The 24,214-nt window shown below is 60.6% G+C and carries 23 protein-coding genes; 4 read left to right on the forward strand and 19 right to left on the reverse strand.

Annotation, left to right across the window (positions count from 1 at the left end):
- Positions 1-427 precede the first annotated feature (427 nt).
- The 11 genes from FKV68_RS31425 to FKV68_RS31475 all read right to left on the reverse strand — a co-directional run bounded on the left by FKV68_RS31425 (position 428) and on the right by FKV68_RS31475 (position 12,604).
- Complete coding sequence (locus FKV68_RS31425; protein WP_180942803.1) at positions 428-1,369, reverse strand: LysR substrate-binding domain-containing protein; 942 nt, start codon at positions 1,367-1,369, stop codon at positions 428-430.
- Complete coding sequence (locus tag FKV68_RS31430; RefSeq protein WP_180942804.1) at positions 1,317-2,207, reverse strand: alpha/beta hydrolase; 891 nt, start codon at positions 2,205-2,207, stop codon at positions 1,317-1,319. Before FKV68_RS31430 ends, FKV68_RS31425 begins: the two co-directional genes overlap by 53 nt.
- A 10-nt stretch (positions 2,208-2,217) precedes the next feature.
- Complete coding sequence (locus FKV68_RS31435) at positions 2,218-3,327, reverse strand: zinc-binding dehydrogenase (RefSeq protein WP_180942805.1); 1,110 nt, start codon at positions 3,325-3,327, stop codon at positions 2,218-2,220.
- A gap of 9 nt (positions 3,328-3,336) precedes the next feature.
- On the reverse strand, positions 3,337-4,569 hold the full coding sequence (locus FKV68_RS31440) for an NAD(P)/FAD-dependent oxidoreductase (RefSeq protein WP_180942806.1): 1,233 nt from the start codon (positions 4,567-4,569) through the stop codon (positions 3,337-3,339).
- Positions 4,566-5,555, reverse strand: a complete 990-nt coding sequence (locus tag FKV68_RS31445; RefSeq protein ID WP_180942807.1) for a fatty acid desaturase — start codon at positions 5,553-5,555, stop codon at positions 4,566-4,568. Before FKV68_RS31445 ends, FKV68_RS31440 begins: the two co-directional genes overlap by 4 nt.
- A 164-nt stretch (positions 5,556-5,719) precedes the next feature.
- Positions 5,720-7,213: a sugar ABC transporter ATP-binding protein gene (locus FKV68_RS31450; protein ID WP_180942808.1), complete on the reverse strand. Its 1,494-nt coding sequence runs from the start codon at positions 7,211-7,213 to the stop codon at positions 5,720-5,722.
- Positions 7,214-7,217: 4 nt separating this feature from the next.
- Positions 7,218-8,768: a xylulokinase gene (locus FKV68_RS31455; RefSeq protein ID WP_180942809.1), complete on the reverse strand. Its 1,551-nt coding sequence runs from the start codon at positions 8,766-8,768 to the stop codon at positions 7,218-7,220.
- 31 nt (positions 8,769-8,799) lie between these two features.
- On the reverse strand, positions 8,800-9,816 hold the full coding sequence (locus FKV68_RS31460) for an ABC transporter permease (protein WP_180942810.1): 1,017 nt from the start codon (positions 9,814-9,816) through the stop codon (positions 8,800-8,802).
- Entirely contained in the window at positions 9,813-10,802 is a 990-nt protein-coding gene (locus FKV68_RS31465; RefSeq protein ID WP_180942811.1) for an ABC transporter permease, read from the reverse strand. The genes FKV68_RS31460 and FKV68_RS31465 overlap by 4 nt, the downstream gene beginning before the upstream one ends.
- Positions 10,803-10,884: 82 nt before the next feature.
- Positions 10,885-12,180, reverse strand: coding sequence for a sugar ABC transporter substrate-binding protein (locus FKV68_RS31470; RefSeq protein ID WP_180942812.1), 1,296 nt, complete (start codon positions 12,178-12,180; stop codon positions 10,885-10,887).
- 85 nt (positions 12,181-12,265) lie between these two features.
- Positions 12,266-12,604, reverse strand: coding sequence for a non-heme iron oxygenase ferredoxin subunit (locus tag FKV68_RS31475; RefSeq protein WP_180942813.1), 339 nt, complete (start codon positions 12,602-12,604; stop codon positions 12,266-12,268).
- A gap of 324 nt (positions 12,605-12,928) precedes the next feature.
- On the opposite strand from FKV68_RS31475, the gene FKV68_RS31480 reads away from it, so the two are divergent.
- Positions 12,929-13,621: an adenylate/guanylate cyclase domain-containing protein gene (locus FKV68_RS31480; protein WP_180942814.1), complete on the forward strand. Its 693-nt coding sequence runs from the start codon at positions 12,929-12,931 to the stop codon at positions 13,619-13,621.
- A 250-nt stretch (positions 13,622-13,871) separates the two neighbouring features.
- Here the strand turns inward: FKV68_RS31480 and FKV68_RS31485 are convergent, their stop codons facing one another.
- A complete protein-coding gene (locus tag FKV68_RS31485) occupies positions 13,872-14,546 on the reverse strand; it encodes a TetR/AcrR family transcriptional regulator (protein ID WP_245181806.1) in 675 nt (224 codons plus the stop codon).
- Positions 14,547-14,587: 41 nt separating this feature from the next.
- Between FKV68_RS31485 and FKV68_RS31490 the strand changes: the two genes are divergently transcribed.
- The gene (locus tag FKV68_RS31490; protein ID WP_180942815.1) at positions 14,588-15,310 is read left to right on the forward strand and encodes an NIPSNAP family protein; all 723 of its coding nucleotides are present in this window, start codon (positions 14,588-14,590) and stop codon (positions 15,308-15,310) included.
- Positions 15,311-15,463: 153 nt separating this feature from the next.
- On the opposite strand, the gene FKV68_RS31495 is transcribed toward FKV68_RS31490, so the two are convergent.
- Complete coding sequence (locus FKV68_RS31495; RefSeq protein ID WP_180942816.1) at positions 15,464-16,054, reverse strand: SOS response-associated peptidase; 591 nt, start codon at positions 16,052-16,054, stop codon at positions 15,464-15,466.
- A gap of 239 nt (positions 16,055-16,293) precedes the next feature.
- Between FKV68_RS31495 and FKV68_RS31500 the strand changes: the two genes are divergently transcribed.
- On the forward strand, positions 16,294-17,205 hold the full coding sequence (locus FKV68_RS31500) for an SMP-30/gluconolactonase/LRE family protein (RefSeq protein WP_180942817.1): 912 nt from the start codon (positions 16,294-16,296) through the stop codon (positions 17,203-17,205).
- A gap of 124 nt (positions 17,206-17,329) precedes the next feature.
- On the opposite strand, the gene FKV68_RS31505 is transcribed toward FKV68_RS31500, so the two are convergent.
- Together FKV68_RS31505 and FKV68_RS31510 are read right to left on the reverse strand one after the other, a co-directional pair.
- Positions 17,330-18,055 (reverse strand): aspartate/glutamate racemase family protein, encoded by a 726-nt coding sequence (locus FKV68_RS31505; protein WP_180942818.1) that lies wholly within the window; start codon positions 18,053-18,055, stop codon positions 17,330-17,332.
- Between the two features lie 29 nt (positions 18,056-18,084).
- Positions 18,085-18,711, reverse strand: coding sequence for a flavin reductase family protein (locus tag FKV68_RS31510; protein ID WP_180942819.1), 627 nt, complete (start codon positions 18,709-18,711; stop codon positions 18,085-18,087).
- Between the two features lie 133 nt (positions 18,712-18,844).
- On the opposite strand from FKV68_RS31510, the gene FKV68_RS31515 reads away from it, so the two are divergent.
- A complete protein-coding gene (locus FKV68_RS31515; RefSeq protein WP_180942820.1) occupies positions 18,845-19,522 on the forward strand; it encodes a GntR family transcriptional regulator in 678 nt (225 codons plus the stop codon).
- Positions 19,523-19,562: 40 nt separating this feature from the next.
- Here FKV68_RS31515 and FKV68_RS31520 read toward each other — a convergent pair whose 3' ends face one another.
- From FKV68_RS31520 to FKV68_RS31535, 4 genes are read right to left on the reverse strand one after another with little or no spacing between them, the layout of a single operon-like run.
- On the reverse strand, positions 19,563-20,552 hold the full coding sequence (locus FKV68_RS31520; protein WP_180942821.1) for an ABC transporter ATP-binding protein: 990 nt from the start codon (positions 20,550-20,552) through the stop codon (positions 19,563-19,565).
- Positions 20,549-21,532: an ABC transporter ATP-binding protein gene (locus FKV68_RS31525; RefSeq protein WP_180942822.1), complete on the reverse strand. Its 984-nt coding sequence runs from the start codon at positions 21,530-21,532 to the stop codon at positions 20,549-20,551. Before FKV68_RS31525 ends, FKV68_RS31520 begins: the two co-directional genes overlap by 4 nt.
- The gene (locus FKV68_RS31530; RefSeq protein WP_180942823.1) at positions 21,525-23,018 is read right to left on the reverse strand and encodes an amidohydrolase family protein; all 1,494 of its coding nucleotides are present in this window, start codon (positions 23,016-23,018) and stop codon (positions 21,525-21,527) included. The genes FKV68_RS31525 and FKV68_RS31530 overlap by 8 nt, the downstream gene beginning before the upstream one ends.
- Complete coding sequence (locus FKV68_RS31535; RefSeq protein WP_180942824.1) at positions 23,018-24,211, reverse strand: amidohydrolase family protein; 1,194 nt, start codon at positions 24,209-24,211, stop codon at positions 23,018-23,020. The genes FKV68_RS31530 and FKV68_RS31535 overlap by 1 nt, the downstream gene beginning before the upstream one ends.
- Between the last annotated feature and the right edge of the window lie 3 nt (positions 24,212-24,214).

Here is a 24,214-nt window from a genome sequence, read left to right on the forward strand (position 1 = left end):
CTGGGGTTAATGAGCACGCTCGCAGCCACTGCATTCCGGCAGGTTGGCCATAGACAATTGCTAAGCCGACCCTTTCTTGGACCAACGCCCTTCCCCGATGCACCCGCGCCACGATCATCCGGTGTGAAAGCGGAGGCTAGTTTTTGCCGATGTGCGTTCGCCGCCGCTTGGTATTTAGCTATCCAAGATGGCCCTGGGCAGGATGATGTCGATCCCGCTGTCGCGCACCGCCGTCGTACAGAGCCGGGCTGCTCTTCGATATCGGTAGTCGGCGGACCTGCCGCCGTTGACCACGTCATTCCCCGCACGCTCTCGGCCCATACGTCTGTCCGCGGACCGGCTTGAAAAACCGGAAGCGGCAGCGCCCATCAAGCAAAGATGCGGCGTCGCGACGGCGAACCAGTGTTCGCCGCCGATCCGGCGTCGTCTATGACTTGTTGTTCGAGCAGTCCGCATCCAGTGACTGGGCCACCAACTCCGAGGACATCTTCATAAACGCATCGATCGAAGGGAGCGTCCGCCGCTCCTTCAGACAGGCCGCGAACGAGCGCGTGCACGGGCTGTATCTTGCGATCGACAAGGTGCGAAGCCTCTGGTCCCGCGAGAACTCGAAATTCGAGATGATGCCGAGGCCCAATCCAGCCGCCGTCGCCTCCAGCACGGAGTCGCGCGGCAATTCCATGACGACGTTCGGGCGGATGCTGTTTGCGGCGAGGACCTCCTCGAGCGCACGCCGGGTCATCGATCCCTTCTCGCGCATGATGAGCCGCTGGCCATCGAGTTCCTCGATGTTGACCTGGCTGCGATGCGCCCAGGGGTGTGAGACGGGAACGGCGATGACAACTTCGTGCTTGCCGAGACAGACCAGGTCCAGACGCGGATCACTGTAGTCGCTGCCGATGATGCCGACATCGACTTCGTAATTCAGCAGCTTCTGGTAAATGGAGTCGGAGTTGGCGCTCTCCACGGTCACATGCATGAGCGGATAGCGGTCGATGTATTTGGACAGTTGCTTCATCACGAAGAAGGGGCCGACCGTACCGATGTGGAGGCGACCTGCGAATTGGTTGCCGACGGTGTTCAGCAGCGAATGCGCCCGCTCTTCCAGGGAAAATATCTGTCTGGCGACCGTGAGCAGCGCCTCCCCTGCATCGGTCAGTGTGAGGTCGCTCGGCCCGCGCACGAAAAGCTGAAGATTGTAGGTCTCCTCCAGCGCCTTCACCTGCGTAGTCACGGTAGGCTGGCCTATGCAAAGCAGTTCGGCCGCCTTGGTGAAGCTCAGCTCGCGCGCAACCGCGTAAAACGAACGCAGCTGGTTAAAGTTGACGTAGTTTATTCTGTTTCTTGTAATCGTCTCGCCTGCCGGCACAATCTCCCCCCATGCCAACCATCCCTTCAAGCACTCGAGCTATAGCCGAGTTCGCGGAAAGAAGATCCATTAGAATTGTATAATGGTTCAGTCCAGTCAGTTCGAACAAGGCTGCATCGCGTCCCGCAGCCTTCAGCCCGCCAGTGAAGCGCGCCGCCTGCCGGAGAAATCCGAGCGTTTCGTCCGCACCGACGAAAATACGATACTGGTTTGGCGGCAGCTCATGGTGGATCGGACTGAGCGGTGCGGCCCTGCGAACTGTCAGCTTGAGTGCCTTATTCAGACTGGTGCCGACCAACGGTCGTACATCGAAGATGCCGCTGATCGGCACCATCCCCGCGAAGGGAACGGACGCGACGACGGGGTCCTCCGGGGCCTGCATGCCCGCCCAGATCGAAAGGTGGCCGCCGGCCGAATGACCGGTGGTCATAAATGACGACGGCGGCGACCCCGTCTGTCGAGTGACCGCCGCGAAAATCGCCGGCAGACACGACCTCGCGGCGGCGGCGATCGCTTCGGGCGACATCTCTGGCGCGAGCGGGTAGTTCGGCAAGGCGACTGAAAAACCTCGTGCCAGGAGCGGCCCTGCGACAAAACTGAAGCGCTGCTTATCCAGGCTCTGCCAATAACCGCCATGGAAGAATACCGCCAGGGGCGCATCGTTTTCGCCCGGAAAGAGGTCGAAGGTCATGCGCGGATGACGCCCATAGGGCAGATCGAGCAGGCAAAAAGCCTCTCGGCGCATCCGCTCGCTCTCTTTATCGTAGAGCGCATAGACATCGCTGCGCTCCGGATGGCGATCGCGGAAAACGTAATCGGGTTCGTCCAGCCGTGCCACGCCAGGCGCCTTACTCGAACATCACGACGCTTCGCACCGAGACGCCGTTTCGCATCAGGTCGAAGCCTTCATTGATCTGCCGAAGGGTCAAGCGGTGAGTAATCTGCCTGTCGATGTCGATTTCGCCTTGCATGAAGCGATCGATGAGTGCGGGCAGTTCGCTTCGTCCCCTTATCCCGCCGAAATAGCTGCCGAGGATAGACTTTCCGTACCGCACCTGTACGGGAGGAAACGACAATTCGGCACCCGCCGGCTCGACACCGAGCAACACACTGGTGCCCCAGGCCGGCTTGCAGCAATCCAGAGACTGCCGCATGACCTTAAGCACGCCGGTGCATTCGAACGCGACATCGACACCACCTGAAGTCAGGTCCCTGATTGCGGCGACCGGATCGGGCGCGTCCTCCCCGGGGACGATGAAGTCGGTCATCCCGTAGATCTTTGCGAGCTCGGTCTTGCTCCGGCTGATATCGATGCCGATGATCCGCGAGGCACCCGCGATCCTTGCGCCCTGTATGATGTTTACACCGATGCCGCCGAGTCCGAACACTGCGACAGCATCGCCTTCGCGCACATGTGCGAGCGCGGCGCCGACTCCGGTCGTCACGCCGCAGCCGAACAGACAGACTTTGTCGAGCGGCGCATCCTTGCGTATCTTCGCCAGCGCGATTTCAGGCACAACCGTATAGCGCGAAAACGTAGACGTCCCCATGAAGTGATGGACGGGTTCCCGTCCGCGCCGGAAGCGAGGCGACCCGTTCGGCATGACGCCACGGTCCCGCGTCGGCTTGATGGTCCAGCAGAGATTGGTTCGCTTCGAACGGCACATGCTGCATTCGCCGCATTCGGGGCCGTAGAGCGGGATGACGTGATCGCCGGGCGCGAGGCTCGTCACGCCCTTACCGACTTCCACCACGCGGCCTGCACCTTCATGGCCCGGTATCAGCGGATAAACACTGCTCGTATTGATTCCCTCAAGGGCAGTCAAGTCCGTGTGGCAGAGCCCGCTCGACACGATCTCGACGAGTACCTCTCCCGCTTGGGGGCCATCGACGGTCACCGTATCGACTTCGAGCGGTTCGTTGGGCGCCACGCAGATCGCCGCTTGCGAATTGATCATCGGTTCACCTCATGCATCGGCAGTTTCACGGGCAGCCAGGAATCCGGCGGCGCGCAATTCGTCGCGGGTCGCTACGGCGCCGCCACGGAACAGGTTCTGCGCCTTTCGAAAGGCTTTGCCGGCATCGATACCGAATAGCCCTCTCAGCTTTCCGCCCACCACGAAACAGGCGAGATAGCCGCTTTCGCCGGCGACGCCCTGCTCGTAGATTTCCGCTTGCGGCTCCAGCAGCCCGGCGATCTGATATCGGCGGTCGAACTGGTCGGTCCAGAAATACGGCACGGAGGCCCCGTTCCGCGGCTGATCGCATATCGCTCTCGCCGCGTTCGACGCCATTTCCTCGGCATTCATCCAGGATTCGAGCCGCCAGCGGCCGCCGTAGTGGGGATTCCGGTGCGAGGCGGCATCGCCGATCGCATAGACGTCCGGGTCGCTTGTGCGGCAACGATCATCGACTTCGATACCGTTGTCCACCTGCAATCCCGCTGACCGGGCGAGTTGGTCATTCGGCAAGCCGCCGATACCGACAAGAACCAGATCAGGGTGGATCGTCTCGCCGCTGCGCAACGTTATGGAGATCCGCTCCGGCGTCTGGACGATTTCGTCCATGGCCTCATTACAGAGTATTTTGACGCCGGCGTTCGTATGGCGCTCCGTTACCAGATCGGCCATGCGCGCCGGCAGAACACGTCCGAGCGGTCGCGGCGCAGTTTCAATGACGGTCACCTCGGCGCCCAGTTTGCGGGCACTCGCGGCCACTTCCAGACCGATGAAGCCGGCTCCCACGATCAGCAGCTTGGCACCTGGCCTGATGGCGCTTCTGAGCGTCCGCGCCTCCTCGAGTTTGTGGAGGTAGCAGACCCGCGAACCAAGCACATCCAGCATGGGCAGCCGGCGCGGGGTCAGCCCCGTCGCGAGAACGAGCTTGCAATAGCCGAGGTGCCTTTCGTCAGCGAGACGCACTGTCCTGTTGCGCAGATCAATGGACCGGACGACCTGGCCCGCCACATGCTCGATGTCGAGCGCCGCCAGCATTTCGGGATCGATCACGAAGGAGGGTGAAGGCTCGACCTCTTCGACCAGCACCGCTTTGGAAAGCGGCGGGCGTTCATAGGGAAGGCAGGGCTCGTCTCCGACGAGAATGATTTTGCCCTGCCAGCCGAAATGCCTCAGTCGTTCGGCACATCTGCCGCCGGCATGTCCGGCGCCGACGATCACGACAGGAAGATTTGATCCTGTCATGCCGCCCGCCGCGCTTCGCGTTGGAGACGCAGCACCTCGCCGAGGATCTCCCGGTGGACCTGGATATAGCCCTTGCTGACGTGCTTCAGGTGCGGCTCGACATGGTCATGCAGCTTGCCCAGTGCATGGAACGGCACGGAGGATGCAAGATGATGCTCGGCATGGAAAGGCATGTTCCAGTACAGCTGCCGGATAATGGGATTGACCAAAGTCGTTCTCGTATTGGCGAGAAGATCTGGGCTCTCGTCCGCACCGGTATGCTCCGCCATGCGGATCGCACGCAGAACCGGCTCCCCGATAACCCGAGGAAGAAACCAGTAGATGAGAGCGATCGGGCTCGCGAAATAGACCGAGGCGGCGGCGGTGACCACGTAGAGCAGGACCAGCAATCGGATTTCGAGGGACACCTGCCCCCGCACCGATGCGGGCAGGAACGTCCTTTCTTCTTCGTTGTAATTGCCCGTGGAGCCGCGGACGAGCGTGCCGACAAGCTTCGGCCAGAACGACGCGCCGACAATCATCGAGAAATACTCCCTCAGGCTCGTCGGGAACGGCACGATATCCGGGTCACGTTCGTCGTGCTGGGTATAAGTGTGGTGCGCCGCGTGCCGGTACTTGAAGTAGAGGAACGGGCGCATGGTGATCGCGCCGATCGCGAATCCGACGACATGGTTGAGCCAGCGGGACCGGAAAGCGGTGCCATGCGAGCATTCGTGCAACGGGGCAAACATCAATACGATGACCGTTCCGTAGAGCAGCATCGCGGGCACCTGCAGCCAAATATTATCTGACGCTAAATAAATGAGAGACGCTGTCGCCGCTAGGGCCAGAACATGTACGGCAAGATTATAAAGTCCAGGTCCATTCGTCCGTACGCGCAGTTCCTTGAGTTTCTCGCGAGAAACGACTTCCGGCCCCGTCAGTGGCCAGATATTACTTCCAACGCCACCGATGCCAGCGTAACTAGCTGAAGAATTTCCTTCCATGATGTCCTCTACCTCGGAGTTATATTCACCTTATTTTACCGGTTGATCTGCGGCGGGAAAAATTCATTGTTCCGATAGGGTCATTGCAAAAGCCCGTGCGACTTGCCGGTAGGGCCCGGGCAGGCCCAAGGGAGTGTTCCTGCCCGGGCGACGCGGTTCGTCGCTTACGCGAAGAACCGCTGTGTAATGGCCTCGGCCGAGAACTCGGATCGTTGGAACTCCCCGGTGATGCGGCCGCGGCTCATAACGATGATGCGGTCGCAGACATGCAGCATTTCCTGCAGCTCCGTCGTCAGCAGGATGAGCGCCTTGCCTTCTTCCGCCAACGTCTGCAGGGCATCCCAGATTTCAGCCTTTGCGCCGATGTCCACGCCGCGGGTCGGATCCTCGGCGATGACGATCCCGCTCTTTCTGGCGATCCATTTTCCGATGACGATCTTTTGCTGATTACCGCCCGAAAGCTGGGAGGCCTTCTGCGAAAGCCCGCTCACCTTGATGGAAAGCAGCCGGACCAGATCCGATGCCAGGCGGCGGACCTGTCCTCGACGAAGCACGCCCCACTTTCCGACCGAGCGGAGGGTGGTCATCGACGCGTTGTCCGCGACGTTCATGCCCAGAACGAGGCCTTCGTTTTTCCGGTCCGCCGGCATATAGGCGACGCCCAGCCGTATCGCGTCATGCGGAGTTTTCAGCTTCACTGCCGCGTTTCCGATGACAATCCTGCCGCCATCGGTCTCCGTCGCGCCAAACAGGGCCTGGGCGACGATCTCGCGATTGCAGCCGAGGAGCCCGGCTACCCCCAATATCTCGCCTTTCCTGAGTTCGAAGGAGACATCCTTGAACTTCCCCGCCTTGGAGAGGCCGTCGACCTTGAGCAGTACCTCTCCCTGCCGACGGGGCCGATAGACGCTGTGTGCGTTGGCCTTGGCCTTGCCGACCATGTGAGAGACCAGTACCGGTTCGGTCAAACCCGCCGCAGGAAGCACCGTCACGACCCGGCCGTCCCTGAGAACCGTGATGCGGTCCGAAATCTCCAGCACCTCAGTGAGGCGATGGGATACATAGACGATCCCCAGGCCCCGCGATTTCAGCATTTTGACGATGCCGAGCAGATGCGCCACCTGGTCGTCGTTCAGCGAAGCGGTCGGCTCGTCAAGCACGATCACCTTGGGTTCGGTTGCCAGGGCCCGGCAGATCTCGACGATCTGCTGCTCGTTGAGACTGAGCGTCCCGACCTTCCGGTTCGGGTCGATGCGCACTCCGATGGTTTCGAGCAGTTTGCTTGCCTTGCGATTCATCGTTGCACGGTCGATCGTGCCAAGGCCGCCGCGCGGCTCGCGCCCCAGAAACATATTCTGCGCGACAGTGAGATTCGAACAGAGGACGAGCTCCTGGTGGACCATTGCCAGATGGTGTTCGATTGCGACGCTAGGGGTGGCGAGCGTGACCTGCCGGCCGTCGATCAGGATCTCGCCCTCGTTCGGCTGCTGCAATCCATTCATGCAGGACAGCAGCGTCGATTTGCCCGCGCCGTTTTCACCGACGAGCGCGTGGACTTCCCCGGCCTTGAGGTCAAAGGACACGTTCGATAGGGCTCGGACGCCGGGAAAGCTCTTGCTGAGGTTGCGAAGTTCGAGAATTGGCGCGCTGTTTTCCATATCCTCAGCTCACCGAATATTTCTCGAGCAGACTGCGATGTCGGTCCATTGAGCCAACCAGGCTCTGATAGACGGCGCGCCACTCCTCGAAGAAATCGACGTAGCGACGGTTTGCGACGGGGTCGGGATCGATCGTTTCCTTGATCTTCACGATATCCGCGAGCGGAGTGACGGGGTCGGAATATATTCCGGCGGCCACAGCAGCCAGAACAGCGTCGCCGATCGGGGCCGCCTCTCCGATATCCGGAACCTTCAGCGGCCGGTTGACCACGTTCGCGGTGATCTGGTTCCAGAACCGGCTCTTGGTCGGTCCGCCGTTCAGAACCAGCGTGTCGATCTTGGCTCCGGCCGCCTCGGCGATGCGGAAGTTGGAGAGGAGATCAAACGCGACACCTTCGATCAGCGCACGGATCATCGTCGCCCGCGTCGTGGTCGGCTGGACACCGAAGAAGACGCCGGTCGCCCTGCTGTTCCAGTTGGGCGCCAGCGAATTGCCGAGATAGGGCAGGTAGAGCAGTCCGTTCGAGCATGCCGGTACGTGCTTTGCCTGTTCCGTGAAAAGATCGAATACGTTCTGGCCCATGCGCTCGGCAAGACGGAACTCGCCATCGCCGAACTGATCCCGGAACCACTTGAGAGAGGCTCCCGTGAACGCCATCGGAGCGTCGAACATGGTCAGGCCCGGCAGCACGTGCGGCCATTTCAGGATACGGTATTCGTCCACCGTCTGTTCCGTCGGGATCATGATGCCGAGGTTTGATCCCGTTCCCATCGAGTAGAAAGCCTCCCCGGCCTTCGTGACGCCAACGCCCAGCGCCGCCGAGCTGATGTCGGTGCCGCCTGCGGCCACGATGGTGCCGGCGCGCAGGCCGGTCTCCTCGGCAGCCTTGCTGGTGATCTCGCCGACGATTTCGTGCGACCTGTAGAGCCTGGGGAACTTCTCGATCGGGATGCCGATGGCGTTGGCGACCGCGGGGTTCCAGGCCTCCTTCTGGTATTCATAGGCATAAGCGAGGCCCGCATCGCCGGTGTTCATCGTGAAGTTGCCGCACATCCGGTAGGTGCAGTAGCCGGCGGGCGACAGGAACTTGTGGGTCGCGGCAAAGACATGCGGTTCATGCTTGGCGATCCAGAGCGCCTTCGGGTCAATGAACCAGGGCGCGACGCGATTGCCATTGTTGCGGTTGATTTCCTTCTCGCCAATCGTGTTGCGGATGTCGGTACATTCCTCCTCGGAACGCGAATCCATCCAGATCATCGCGGGGCGGAGTGGCCTGCCCTTGTCGTTGACCGGAAGCGTGACGCCGACGAGCCCCGAAATCGCGACGCCGGCGATCTGGTCGGCAAAATTGCCCTGCTCGAGACATTGCCGGATGGACGAAGTCACGGCCTGCCAGTAGTTGTCTGCCTCCTGCTCCGCCCAACCGGGCTTGGGGTGGAAGAGCGGATGCTCCTGCGATCCGAAGGCCACAACCTTCCCCGTCTGCGTGTCGAGCACGCAGGCCTTCACGTTGGTGGTGCCTATGTCGATTCCGAGTGTGAGATGTCTAGCCAAAATTTCCTCCCATGCCAGACGATTTTTGTAACTAGTTTTTGTGGTTAAGGCGGGTCAGGCTTACCGCCAGGATCAATACCGCTCCGATTGCGAGGTTCTGGTACCAGGTCGGCACGCCCCAAATCGCCAGCAGGTTGAGCCCCGCGGAAAAGCCCACGGCTGCAGTCAGGACGCGCCAAAGCGATCCCGTACCGCCCGCGAGCGCCACGCCTCCGAGCACTGCGATCGCAATCGCAGTCAGTTCATAGCCCTGCGCGAGCGCTGCCTCGACCGACTTCAGCCGCGCAGTGAAAACCAACCCGGCCACCGCCGCGAACAGCCCGCTCAACGCGAATGACGCCACAATGTATCTGTTCGTCGTAATGCCGGAATAGAGCGTCGCGGTTTCGTTGCCGCCGATCGCGAACAGCCGATTCCCGGCGACAGTTCTGGACAGGAAGGCATGCGCGAACAGGACCAGGACCACGAGAAGCACGAAGCTGACGGGTACGCCGAGCCAGAGCTCGTCGCTCAGCCAATTGAAGAACGCGCCCTTGAGATAGAACGGTGCGCCGTTGGTGGCGAGGTAGCTCAAGCCGCGCAGCGCCGTCAGCGATACGAGGGTCATGATGAAGGAGGCCACCTTGAAATAGGCGACGCCTACGCCGTTGAGCGCGCCGATGGCGGTGCCGGTCAACAAGGAGACGGCGACGAAAATCAGAGGCGATCCTGCGAACGTATTGCCCTTTACGATCCACCGTAATCCCAGCTCGCGACCTACCCAGGATGTGACTACGACAGCGACGATCACCGAGAACACCATGTTCGCGGCGACCGACAGGTCGATCCGGCCGGTGATCAGGACGATGGTCATTCCGGTCGCCAGCAGTCCGACGAGCGCAGCATTGCGCAACAGGTTCTGGATGTTGAGCGCCGAGAGATAATGCGGCGACGTCAGCGCTCCGAGGACTAGGATGGACAGGACGAGCCACAGGATCGGCTCTCTGATGATTTGCGCGAGTCCGGACGCCCGAACGGCCGGCGCAGACGTTGCTTCGGCAATGATCACTTCACGAACCTCCGATTGCGCATGCCGGGCACGACGACGACAAGGATCACAAGTGCGGTGACGACCTGCTGCATGTAGAAACTGACACCCATCTGGTTGAGCAGGTTGTTGACGACGCCGATGATGAGCGTCGCGACGAGCGTCCCGAATACCGAGCCGGTGCCGCCTGCAAGCGCCGCGCCGCCAAGAACGGTGACCGCCAGAACCTTGAGTTCAAGACCGGGAAAGGCGGCAGGATTGATGTAGCCGAGCCTGGCGCTCTCGATGAGCCCGGTGATTGCCGCACACAGGCCACAGAATGCGAAGACCACGATCTTCACGCGATCGATCCTGATGCCTGACAGCAGCGCGGCGCGGGCATTGCCGCCGGTAGCGTAGAGCTTGCGGCCAAACGTCGAGCTTCTCGTCATGAAAACGCAGGCGAGTGCCATGACAGCGAGAAGGAAGATCGGCACCGGCACGCCGAGGAGTGCTCCGCGCCCGAACCACATATATTCCGCGATCTTCTCCGGGTAGGTCGCCTGACCCGCCGAGAAGATATTGGCGAGTGCGCTGGCGATCCCCAGCATCGCGAGCGTCGAGATCAGGGATGAAACACCGAGTTTCGCTACGAAGATCCCGTTGACGATCCCAAGACAGAGACCGCAAAGCAAAGTGGCGCCAATGATCAAGGCGGGGGAACCGGTGGGCAGCAGCAAGCCGCCGATGACGATGGAGAGCACCGCGACTCCAGCCACCGAAAGATCGATTTCCCCGGTTATGACGACCATCGTCATCCCGAAAGCGAGGATCCCGATTCCTGCAACGGCGGTGAGCACCACGCGCAGATTTTCCGGCGACAGGAAGCCGGGATAAAGGATCTGGCCTGCGACGACCAGTACGCCAAGGACGACGATGCGGCTGAGATCGCCGATCTCGGGCAGGAAACGCATCTGCGCCCAGCCGCCAGCGGCGTTGATGGAGGACTTCTCTTCTATGATGGTCATTGAACGATCCAGTCGGAATGTCTGGCGGTCGCACCGCAGCCGATGAAGGCTGCGGGCCACGGTCTTGAAGACAGATCACCGATCAGTTGACGGCGGGTCCGTAGGCATAGGGCCATTCGTCCGGCGTCATCGTCTCCACCCCTTCGATGACCATCTTGGTCTTCGTGATCATGGGCAGATTGGGTGTCATGATCAGCTTGGGCGGAGCGTCGTTGAGACCTTCCTTCGCGCCGATATGCTTGATCACGGCGCGGATGCCGATATCGCCGATCAGCGGCGTATAGGGCGAGACCATGTCAATGTTGCCGTCGGCGATCTCCTTCAGAACTTCCTTCGCGTCGTCATTGGCGAGGATGACGATCTTCTTCCCGTCCGGCGCGGAATTCAGCCGTTTTGCCTCGCGGATGGCGTCGAGAGCGCCCATCGCCTCCTCGCCGCCCGTATTGAAGCTGACGGAGATGTCGTTGAAGGCCTGAAGGGCATCCGCAGTCGACTGGAATGCCAGCGTTCGCTGACTGTTGGTATGGTAGTTGCCCTGGATGTTGAAACCATCGACATTGCCGATCACCTCAAGGAAGGCACCCGTCCGGATCGAGTCCGCCGTGCTGCCGAGGTCCTTGCGGTTGAGTACGATGTTGCCGGCCTTCAGTACCTCTTTGAGATAGAGGCCCTCCTGCAGGCCGTTGGCGTAGAAGTTTCCGAGAACTTCGGAACTGATCTTTTCCGACGAAGTCCGGCGGTCGACGCTGACGACCGGAATGCCGGCATCGATGGCGCGGTCGACCGGCGGCCCCATCGGCGCTTCACGCGACGGCCAGAGCACAATTCCATCGTATTTCTTGGCGACCCAGGTATCGATGACCTGGCCCATCTTGTTGTCGTCGAATTCGGCGTCAATCACCTCGATCTCGACATTCGGATGGCGGGCGGCCTCCCATGCGGCGGCATCGGCAAGGCTGATCAGCCAAGGATGATTGAACCCGTGGAAGACGAAGCCGATCTTGTAGGTCTTCTTGGGATCGAGCACCGGTCCCTCGGGAAGCGGAATGTAGTCGGTGAAGGGCGCCTTGATCTCGAGCTTGCTATAGGGCCCGGTGAAGGTGGCTCCCATACCCGGCTTCCAGACGAAGCCGTCGGCGAGCCCGCCCACCGGGTAGGCGTCGAGATAGTCGCGGAAACCATCTTTTTCGAAGAGTTCGCCAACGCTCTTGTTGCTCATTCCTTCCTTGGCATGCTCGGAATAGGACGCGATCAGGCCGTTCAGCACGTCATGGACGCCGTCCGCGTGGGCCTGGGCGGTCAGACAGCCCTGGGTTGCGGCGAAGACAGCGACGCTCATCACGCCACCGATGGCGGCGCGCCTTGTGAATTTCAGCATTATTTCCTCCCATGATTGGACAATATTGTCCCATTCGGTCGTGCCATTTCCTCCGGGCACGAACCGACCTCCCCCTACGTGTCGTCTAGTCGACCAACACGTAGACCTGACCGTTCTCAATCTTAGTCTTGAAGGTTTTCAGGTTCTTGGTGACGGGCGGCGAAAGCGCGGCACCCGTGCGAATGTTGAACAGCCCCTGATGCAGCGGACACTCGACGGTTTCGCCATCGATGTATCCTTCGGACATGAAGGCATGCTCGTGTGTGCAGATTCCGGAAGTCGCATAGAACTCGCCGGACAAGTTATAGACAGCGATGCACCTTCCCTTGTGGGTAAACCGCATTGCATCCTCCGATGCCAACGCGCTCGCCTCTACCGCCATGACCCACTCAGCGGCGGTTACGCTGGTATTCTCCTCACTCATAACGTTCTTTCGCTTATCTTCGCTTCGTCAGCAGTTTAGGTTCGCTCCAATCTTTTTGACGACTTGATAAATCTCAAATTCATTCTTTGAATGGGGTCATTGGCGCCTGCCGTCAGTTCCGAATTCGCCGCCTTGGTTTGGTCGGGCATTGGCCTTCACTGCGTCGAGAGTCAGCACGCAACGACGTGGTAAGTCAGGGTTTATTGTTATGCTTCGCGCGACCGGGCAAGTGCGACGGGGGACAGCAAAAGGCTGTTCTTTCCTCCTTTGCTTGAGTTAGGTTAAGGGGAGAGAGGCTGAAACAATGCAGCAGTGGAGAGCCATATGAGGCCGAAGCAGAATTCCGCCAACGCATCGGCCACAGTTGCTTTCATAGACCTTGCCGGATTTAGCGCGATTGCGGACGTTTATGGGGACGCCGTTGCTGTCGACATTCTCGAGGTGTTCGAGGGCATGGTCCATGAAAACCTTAGCGGCCATCAATCGCCGATCAAATGGATTGGCGATGAGGCAATGCTCGCTTTTCCCGAGCCCGAAATTGCGATCCAGGTACTCGGCACGCTGCTGCAGGCATGCCGCAAGCAACCGCTGCTCCCGCTCACACGGACGGGGCTGAATCACGGGCCGGTCGTCCGCCGAGCAGGCGACCTCTTTGGATCGACGGTCAACATAGCGGCGCGGGTTGCGGCGCTCGCATCCCCGGGTCAACTGCTCGCCACTCGTCCGATTGCCGAGGCGGCCGACGCCAAGGGCATTCTAGTCCGAGATCTTGGCCCGGTCGCACTTCGGTCGGTTGCCGGGGAAGTCGATCTCTATGAGATCGAGCTTGCTCCGTCGACTGACTCGGCCTGGATTGACCCGGTGTGCAAAATGCATGCACCCTATTCATCCTATAGACGGTCCGCCCCGCAGGGGCCGTGGTTCTGTTCGCCGCTTTGCGAGGAAGCTTATCGAAAATCGCCGCAGACCTACCCTGCTGCCGCGGCGAGCGGGCCGATCAAGAGAGCAACAAACTAAGCCCTGCTCTGGCGCCGGCGGACGCGCGCGTCGAACTGCGGGTGGCAAGCATGAGCGCGGCGACCGCTCTCCGATCGGGCGGTTCGCTTTCCGAGCTTCTAATCACTCGCTTTCGTTGAGCGCCCGTGCCGTTCCAGCGCCCCTTATCAGTGCTCGGGGTCGGACCGGGAGTGTAACGGGTCGCATCATCATTGCCGCCCCACCTCACAGAACGTCGTCGTGACGGCGAGTGGTTGCAGCGAAAGCCGCCTTATCCCGCCAAGGTATATTTCGATGCGAGGAGCACCGCGAGTTCCTGCCGGCAGTCGAGGAGCGGGCGAACCGCTTGGCTGGCTTTTGCAATCGCCATGGCCCCGGAGTAGGCGGCGACTACCAGCGTCGCAAGACTGCCCGGATCTATGCCGAGAGCGCGTTTCAAGTCGACATCCGCCTGAAACTTTGCCGACAGCGCCTCGTGCCAGTCGGTGAAAACACCGCTGAGCGCCTCGCGCATCTCTTCATCATGCGGCGAAACCTCCATCGCCATGTTATTGAGGGGGCAGCCGGAGACCGAGCCTTTACGCGACAGGTCGCCGATGATGTTTTCAAAGATGAGATCGATGGCCGTTGGCGCGTCCGCGCAGGCTTGAAGCGGCTCGATCCAGGTCTGCCGAACGGCGTCGGCCACCCGATCGCGGATAACCGCCAATCCGAGTTCTCGCTTTGCGGGAAAATGATGCGCCATGGCCCCGCCAGATACCGAGGCCTTTTCACGCAATTCCATCATTCCCGTTGCGAGATAGCCCTGAGCAACAAAGGCATCATAGGCTGCATCGACAATCCTGCGACGCACTGCCTGGGGGTCATTGGTTCTTCTGTTTCCGATCACGGTCGCCACCCTACAAACTCGAGCAACAATAGCGCCTTGACAAAACAGGTCAATCATCCTGTTATTAAAACAGGACAATCGACCTGTTTGGAGGTATCATGGAACCGCATACCGTTTTCGAACTCCGCCGCTACCGCCTCCGTCCAGGCGGCAGGGAACCTCTAATCCGACTGTTTGACAGCGAATTCGTTGAACCACAGGAAGCGCTGGGTGTGCGCATCGTCGGCGAGTTCCGCGACCTCGAAGATCCCGATGCCTTCGTCTGGGTTCGGTCCTTTGCGGACATGGAAGCCCGAACGGAAGCGCTCAAGTCCTTCTATACGAGCGCGATCTGGAAGGAACATGGACCGGCAGCCAACGACACGATGCTCAACTCGGATAACGTGTTGCTCCTGAAACCCGTTCGCGGCGTGCAACCGTTCAGTCACAATCTGCCGAGGAAAGGCGAGGAGCTCAATACTGGAGGTCTCATCGTCGTGAATATCTGCTCGCTCGCCCTCAGAACAGAGGACGAATTCGCCAAGTTCTTCATCCAGAATGCGCTGCCGATTTTGCAGGATACCGGCGCTCGCGTTGATGCCGTTTTCATCACCGAGAGTAGCGTAAATGGCTTTCCGAGGCTTCCCGTCCGTGAGGGGGAGGCGGTACTTGTCTGGTTCGAATGCCATGAGGACGGCGATAGTTTTTCACACCATCGAGAGCGCTTGGGACGGAACCCCAAATGGACCGATGACGTCTGTCCACGAATGGACGGGCAGTGCTGGCGAAGCATCGAGGTCGCACGCCTGACACCGACGTCGCGGTCGCTTTGCACCTGGTAGCTGCCGACGTCCGCTCTCTGGCGCAGTTCAGCCGGGCGGCCAAGCCGCAGCCGGCGGCAGCTTAGTCGCAGGCCTGACGCTCTGTCGAAAAGATGCACTGTCTCCGGCTTTGCCCTTCGCCAAGGAGGGCCGGCAGTCAAAAAGATCATTGTTTCAATCGCTGCCGGCCCGGACCTTTTCGACGCGAAGAATGCCAGCCGGAGAAGGTGCCAGCAATTCACCCTCAGGTCTTGAAAGATAGATCCAGTCTGCCCATCGCTGAGGTGGAACAACGACGACCTGCCGGTCATGGATCGGCGCCACGTCCGGCCCCGGCGCGGTCGTCAGCATCGTGAAAGCGGGCGGCTGGTTTGCCTCGCCGTCGCGCCACAGGCCGGCAATCGCCATGATCGGGTAATCCGCGAGCGTGAAACGATGTTTGGCTTTGGGATATTTCTTGCCGGTGAACTCGAAAAAGGCGCTCGCCGGGATCAGGCAACGCCTGCTATCGGAAAAGTCCCGCCCCTCGGAGCGGAAATTGAAGACCGGACCACCACGGCCTTTGGGTTGAAAGCCGAACCGCATCTGGGTGAGTTCTATTACATTGCCGCTCGCCCGCATTACCGGACCGAGGTCACCGATCCTGATGTCATCGGCTTGCGGCAGGTCAGCCTCGCCCTGATGTGCGGGTATGCCGAGCGCCAAGTCCTGCATTGTCTTGCAGTATTCGGCATACCGGATGTGTTGTTCATAGTCATTGCACAATGTCGATCACTCCGCAGTCTCTTTCGACGGTAACGCTTCACTGATGCGATCATTACATAGGGCGGCTCTCGCGCGGTTCCGCGGCTTAAACGATCGAGCAGGCGCGGCGAGCACGCGCTTGCTTGAGTGTCGGCAATCAGATTGATACTCCTCTAAGACAATTGTTGTGTGCCGGGCCGGTAGCACCCTGTGCGATTTGACGCTACGAAATGGCAGCAGAACGTGGGAGGAACAGCGCTATGGCCGAAAGCCCGCTTTATGAGATTCGCGACGAACGATTCGGTGCCCTGATCGTTGGCAGCGCCGCACTCGAAGAGCTCTATCGCGGCTGCCGGTGGGCGGAAGGGCCGGTCTGGTTTTCCGACCTCAACGTCCTGATCTGGAGCGATATTCCGAACGAACGCATGATGCGCTGGTCGCCGGACGGCGGCGCCTCGGTCTTCCGCTCACCCTCGAATTATGTGAACGGCAATACCCGCGACCTCCAGGGGCGGCTGATCTCGTGCGAACACGGCGGCCGGCGCGTGACCCGCACCGAGTATGACGGCCGCATTACCGTGCTCGCCGACAGCTACCAGGGCAAGCGGCTGAACTCACCAAATGACGTTGTAGTGCGCTCCGACGGCTCGATCTGGTTCACCGACCCGACCTACGGCATCATCTCGGACTATGAAGGCCACAAAACAGAGTCTGAACAAGGGACGCGTAATGTGTATCGCATCGATCCCGTGTCGGGCGCAATCCTTGCGGTGGTCACCGATTTCATTCAGCCGAACGGCCTCGCCTTCTCCCCGAATGAAAAGCGGCTCTTTGTCGCCGACTCGGGCTCGGCCCAGCATGAGGTCCCGAGCCATATCCGCGTTTTTGATGTGGCCGAAGACGGCACACTGGGAAACGGCAGCTATTTCTGCTCCATTGACAACGGCAATCCAGATGGCTTCCGCTTCGACGTTGCCGGAAACCTGTGGTGCAGCGCCGGTGACGGGGTCCATTGCTTTGCACCGGATGGCAAGCTGCTTGGCAAGATCCTTGTGCCACAGACGGTGTCAAACCTCACCTTCGGCGGTCCGAAGAAGAACCGCCTCTTCATCACCGCCACCCAGTCGCTTTACTCGATCTATGTGAAGGCGAACGGAGCGCAGCACCCCTAATGCCGTACCACGGCAGCCTAGCGTGACACGCGTCAGACATGTTCGGGAGCATGGATCTCACCTTATGGCAACCATGGAGCAGCTTAACGGCTACATCATTGTCAACAAGAACGCGGATTGCTCTCTAAGCACAAACCCTGTGACTCATCGCGGTTTTGATCCGCGGATAGTCGTAAGTGTTAACTTTTGAAGTAGTAAACCCTGCGCCAACCAGTGCTTCCGCCATCTTGACCGCAGCACTCACTCCGTCGATTACCGGCACTCCTGTCGCCTCCTTGAGGCGGTCGCACAACGATGACATTCCCGCACAACCAAGTACAATCGCTTCGGCACCATCTTCTGCCTTAGCGGCCTCGATTTCCTTGATTAACAGCCACTCGGCTCTTTTCGGATCTTCCTCGAGAGCAAGCACCGGAAGATCGATAGCACGTACCCTCCGGCAATGGCGCACCGCACCATAATCACTTACCAGATCCTCAATGATCGGAACCGAACGTGGAAGGGTCGTTATAACGGAGAACCGACGGCTGATCGTCATAGCTACCTGGACCGCGGCCTGGCAAATGCCGATTACGGGGCCTTTGGCGACTTCGCGCGCTGCGTGCAGTCCGGGGTCGTCGAAACAGGCTATAATATAGGCGTCGACGCCCTGCACCTCCCCCTCGCGTATTTTTGCCAGCATTGCCGGCACCGACATGGCTTCATCGGCGCCACCCTCTATGCTGACCGGCGTATCGGCCGGATTGGAGGCCGACACGCGTGTGTCGGTGTGCTTGACGGACAAGGCGCTTTCCAGTGCTTGCGCGGTCATGGAGGCCGTGGAATTGGGATTGATGAGATGGATGTGCATGGTGAAACTCTCGGTTGCCTGTCGTTCAGCTATTTCTTCGGCGTTACGACATCGGCGATCGGCGGAGCCTTGAGAACGAATTGGCGGTCAGACGTAATATAATTGTCGGCATGAAGCCGGGCGATGGGCTGATAGCGTTCCGGGTCCACATAACGCCCTCCGGCATCGAGGCAATCGCGGCGCACATGCATGTGCACCACCTCGCCCAGCACCAGCGTGCGGCGCGGATAGTCGATCAGGCGCTCGACGCGGCATTCGAAGATGCAAGGCGCCTCTTCGGCATAGGCGACATCGATCTTCCGGCACTGGACGGCCTTCAACCCGGCCACTTCCAGTTCGTCCACCTCGCTGTCAAAGCCGAGCCCGCAGATCAGCATCTGTTGCGACAACTCCATGTCGACCATGCTGATGGCAAATTCGCCGGTACGGCGAATATTGACCATCGTGTCCTTCGGCTCGCCGGTAAGACGCGGCTGGATACCCAGGCCGACGATGGCCGGATCGTGTGAAAACACGTTGAAAAAGCTCATGGGCGCAGCATTGCTGTGCCCGCGTTCGGAGCGTGTCGTCACGAGCGCGATCGGGCGGGGGCCGATGAAATTCGTCAGCAGCCTGTAGCGGCTTTGCGGCTCAATCTCTTCAAAATCGAATTCCATCGCAGTCCCAAAATGTCGATCTTATCATCTACAATAATCTTTCATATTATCTACAATATTGCAAGCCAATTGAATCCGCGAGTTGACTTTTTCACGCGCTTCGCGATTGTCTTCTTCAGCAAGGAGAACAGGTATGAGCGAACAAGCCGCGATGTCGGTCGAGCAGATAGTAGAAAGGGTATGGCTTTCCATCGCCGAACGGCGATTGCGTCCTGGCGTGCAGCTCAAAGAAGAACAACTGGCCTCGATTTTTCACGTTAGTCGCGCACGCATCCGTCAGGCACTGACCGTTCTCGCACGTGACGGCCTTGTAACGATCATCCCCAATCGCGGTGCTTTTGTTTGCAAGCCATCCGTGGAAGAGGCTCGCGATGTGTTTTTCGTTCGCCAGGCGGTGGAACGATGCGTTGTGGAGCGTCTCTGCACTTCGATGTCGAAGGATGGCGTGAAACGGCTTCGCGATCATGTCAAGAAAGAGCGGATCGCCAATGCCGAAGATAGCACCACGGATATCATCAAGCTTTCCGGCGGCTTCCATCTTTTGCTGGCCGAACTGACCGGATCGGATTTCCTGTTTACGACAATGCGCGACCTCATCGCTCGCAGTTCGTTGATTACCGCCGTTTACCGGAACACCACGCGCTTCAATTGCGGCCCGGACGAGCACGCCGACATCGTCAAGGCGATTTCGGCGAAAGAAGCCAAGAAGGCCGTACATCTCATGTCGCATCATCTGGAGCATGTGGAGTCCGAGCTGGATTTGAGCGAGATACGCGACTTTTCGCACGATCTGCGCGCAGCACTGGCGTGACGTGGCGGAGACGCGGCAGGCGGCTTCCCGCCCATGCAGGTCAGCTTTCCGCTATCGCGTCCTCAGCCAGATGACAGGCCACGCGGGTACCGTTGTGCAGGATCCGTATCTTCGGTACGTCCTCGGAGCAGCGCGCGCTGGCGACCGGGCAGCGCGGGTGGAAGGCGCATCCGGAAGGCGGCTTCAGCGGGCTTGGTACTTCGCCGCTGGCAGGCTCGCGATTGCGGTTCGGCGCCTCGATATTCGGAATCGTCTGCAGCAGGAGCTGCGTGTAGGGATGGCGCGGACGAGCGAACAGCTCTTCCGTGTCGCCTTCCTCCACGATGCGGCCCAGATACATCACCGCGATGCGGTCCGACATTTGGCGAACGACGCTCATGTCGTGGCTGATGAAGAGATAGGTCAGCCCCAGTTCGTCCTGCAAACGGCGCATCAGGTTCAGCACCTGCGCCTGTACTGATACGTCGAGCGCCGAGGTCGGCTCGTCGCAGACCAGAAATTCCGGCTCGCTTGCCAGCGCGCGGGCGATCGAGATGCGCTGGCGCTGCCCACCCGAAAACTCGTGCGGGAACTTCTCGCCGTCGGATGGCGATAGCCCGACCGTGCGCAGAAGCTCTTCGACGCGCTCCGTCACTTCGGCAGCGGTCTTGCGCAGCTTCAGTTCGCGCAGCGGTTCGGCAATGATGTTCCTCACCCGCCAGCGCGGATTGAGCGAGGCGTAAGGGTCCTGAAAGATCATCTGCGCCGACAGACGCACGCCGCTCCTCCCTGGCGCGAAGCGCATTTCGCCGCTCGTCGGGCGATAGAGGCCGGTGACAAGGCGCGCTACGGTGGATTTTCCGCAGCCGCTCTCGCCGACAATGCTGAGACAGCCGCCGGCGGGCACCGTGAAGCTGATATCGTTGACGGCCTGCAGATCCTGCCGGGGCTTGCGCTCCACCACCCGGTTGAGCCACGGAGCGGACACATCGAAAGTCTTGACCAGCCGGTCAACGGTCAAGGCCGGGGCCTTTTGCAACGGTTTCGTCATGCGGTGCCTCCTGCGTTCAGCCAGCAGGCGCTTGCACTCTGGCCGGCAAAAATGAGTTCCGGGCGTTCGCGGAGGCAGCGCGGCCCCGCCATCTTGCAGCGCGGATTGAAGGCGCAGCCGTTGGGTATCGCGTCCAGACGCGGCATGGAGCCGTCGATCTGATTGAGCCTCTCGACGCGCGCGCCCAGCGACGGAATCGAAGCCATCAGACCCTGCGTATAGGGATGGCGCGGCTGGTGCAGCACCTGCTCGACAGGCCCGATCTCGATCAGCCGCCCGGCATACATAACGGCGATGCGGTCGGCAGCTTCCGCGATCACGCCCATGTCATGCGTGACGAGCATGACGGCGGTCTGCTTCTCCTTGCACAACTTACGCAGGAGCGAGATGATCTGCGCCTGGATCGACACGTCGAGCGCCGTGGTCGGTTCGTCGGCGATGATGAGTTTCGGCGATGCCGCAAGCGCAAGCGCGATCACGACACGCTGGCGCATGCCGCCCGAGAACTGATGCGGATACTGGTTGACCCGCTCCTCAGGCGAAGGAATGCCGACATCGCGCAGCAATTGCACGGCGCGGACGCGGGCTTCGGTCTTGCTGAGACGGAGATGCCGGCGGATGGTTTCGATGAGTTGCGCGCCAACGGTGAACAGCGGATTGAGCGAGGTAAGCGGGTCCTGAAAAATCGCACCGATCTCGCGGCCGCGAATTTTCTCCATGGCGCGGTCATCGAGCGTATCGATGCGACTGTTGCCGAGCCAGACCTCGCCGCCGGCGATATGGCCCGGCGCTTCGAGCAACCCCTGAATGGCGAGCCCGGTCATGGACTTGCCTGCGCCGGATTCGCCCACAACGCCGAGAATTTCACCCGGGCGGATCGACAGGCTGACATCCGACAGCGCAGTTACCGTGCCGCGGCGGCCCGGAAAATCCACGCGCAAATTACGAACTTCAACGACCGGTTCCTGTATGTCACCCATTTGCGTCCCCCTCTATCGGATAGCTGGGCGGGAAGATTGCGGCGACCGGAGGATTGTTCCAGCTCCGCTCGGGATATTTGGCGATCAGCCCGTCATATTGAGCCTGAGCCTGAATGCGCGCCTCTTGCATGTCGAAGCCGGCCAGTTGGCGATCGAGCATGGAGACGCGGCCGTCGACGAAGACCGCATGCGTGATCTTGCCCGACCCCCCGGTGACGATCGTGGTGATCGGATCGATGGACGGAGCCATTAGGGTGTCATCGAGACGGAAGACCGCGATGTCTGCACGCGCCCCCGGTGAGAGATGACCGAGATCGGAACGGCCCAGTGCCTTCGCGCCCCCAATCGTCGCCGCGTCGAACAGGTCGGCCGAACGCAGGCGGTCCGGTGCTCCGTCGGCGATGCGGCCCGCGATTAGCCCCGCCAGCAGGTTCATCAGCATGTCGGGCGGCGTCGTGTCCGTGCCCATGGCAATATTGATCCCGCGCTTGGCGCAGGCCGAAAAGGAGTTGAGGATCGAACCACCACGTCCCGAGACCAGCGGACAATGGACGATGGAAACCCCATTCGCCGCGTAAAGACCGAGGTCTTCATCCGTGGCGTTGGTGGCATGCGGCGCGATGAGGCGGTCGCTCAGCAGACCGTGCTTTTGAAGCCAGACCGGTGCGGTCGAGCCGTGCAGCATGTGCACCGTGTCGACTTCCATCGCTCCCTGTGCCATGTGCAGCCGGAATTTGCAGCCGAGATCGCGTGCGGCGGCATCGGTGCGCTGCAAAAGCCCGATCGTCGAGGTTTCGACACGGTCCGGCGCCAGCATGCCGCGCACCAGATCGCCATGGCTGCCATTCTGGCGTTCAATATAGGCAATGGCGTCGTTCAGGCCCCGAAAACCACGCTCCTCGTCAAAGACAGGCACCATCTTGCCGGGTGCTTCCAGCACCATGCCGCCCGAACGGTAGGCTGGACTGAGATAGACACGCAGACCGAGTTCGCCCGCGGCTTCCGCAGCCGCATCGAACTCGCCGACCGTTTCACCCCATTCACGGTAAAACAGCGAGGCAATGGGAGCGGCAGTGGTGATGCCGTTCAACAACAGCTGGCCGAAAGCGAATCGTTTCTGGAAGGCCAGTTCCTCCTGCGTGTACATTTCATAGGGACCAGCTTCGACATAGGAGCGCGGCCAGACGCGGCCCTTGGCCCACCCGGGGTGGTTGTCGATGCCAAGGATGGTGGTATCGAGATCGGACAGCGCATCGAGATCGATCAGGCCGGGGCTGATCAGTGCATTGCCGAAGTCGATTCGGCGGGCCACTTCGCCAGGGAAACGGTGCCCGACGAACAGAATTTCGCCATCCTCGAAAACGACTTCGCCGTTGCGGAGAAGCCGGTGGCTGCCGTCTTTATGTCCGACGACCCAGCGAGCGGTGATCAGTGTGCGTCCTTCCGGACGACGGCCGAGGGGAAGAGTATCGAAAGCTTCGCTCACTACGGCATCTCCACCACGGCGACGCCCTGACGTGCCGTGACGCGGCCGCTCTTGACGACCAGCGGGCGCGGAGCGATGTCCACCACCGCATGCGCCAGCGTTTCACCGGTCAGCAGGGTCAAATCGGCGTTGCAGCCGACCTCAAGGCCGTAATTTTCAAGCCGCATGACGTCCGCACCGCCCCGCGAGACGATGTGCAGCACATGTTCCAGATCGTGATCCGAGCGCACACCGTTCTTCATGCCGATAACCTTGGCGCGGTCCAGCATGTCCGGCTGGCCCCATGGACCCCAGGTGTCACGGATGCCGTCACAGCCGCCGCCGATGCGCACGCCCGCTTCCTTCAGGCGCTTGATCGACGGCACCGTGGCCGAAGGCGCGCCCGTGGTGAGGATGGCGACATCGAGAACGGCGAGCTGTTCAATCAGCTGGCCGACGCGCAGATAATCGTTCATGCCGAGCGCAAAGGCATGGCTGATCGCCACCTTGCCTTCCATGCCGTTGGCGCGGATGCGCTCGAAGATGAGTTCCATTGTGAAGGCGCCGAGGTCGCCCGTCTCATGCAAATGAATGTCGATCGGTACGCCGTGCTTGGTGGCGAGCGCGAACAGAATGTCGAGCTGGCCTTTCGGATCGCGGTCGATGCCACACGGATCGATCCCGCCCAGCACTTCGCAGCCCTGACGCAGCGCCTCTTCGAGCAACTCCTTCGTGTCGGGCATGACCATCACGCCCGACTGCGGAAATGCAACGATTTCTATGTCAATGACGCCCCTGAGCTTCTCGCGCGTTTCCCAGACGCCCTCGACCAGCGACAGGCCGTGAACCGGATCGATATCGACATGGCTGCGGACATGCGTTCCGCCATGGGCAGCCAGACCGATCGCATGGCGCATCGACTGGCGATGCGCATCGATGCCGATCACCAGACGCTGCTCGCGTTCGAAATCGATGCGCTCGCGCAGGATCGCGGCGCGGTTGTTGACATGCCACGGCATGCCCCAGGTGGTTTTGTCGAGATGGGTATGCGCATCGATCAATCCGGGCGCGACGATTGCGTTGCCGCCATCTTCCACGGCCATGCCAGGCTCTGCTTCGAAACGGCCAAAACCGGCAATCTTTCCGTCCCGGATCAGAATATCGCGGATTTCGCCTGCCATGGGCCGGACGTTGCGGAGCAAAAGATCGTTCATAGG

This window comes from Sinorhizobium mexicanum, assembly GCF_013488225.1.
Lineage (GTDB): Bacteria > Pseudomonadota > Alphaproteobacteria > Rhizobiales > Rhizobiaceae > Sinorhizobium > Sinorhizobium mexicanum.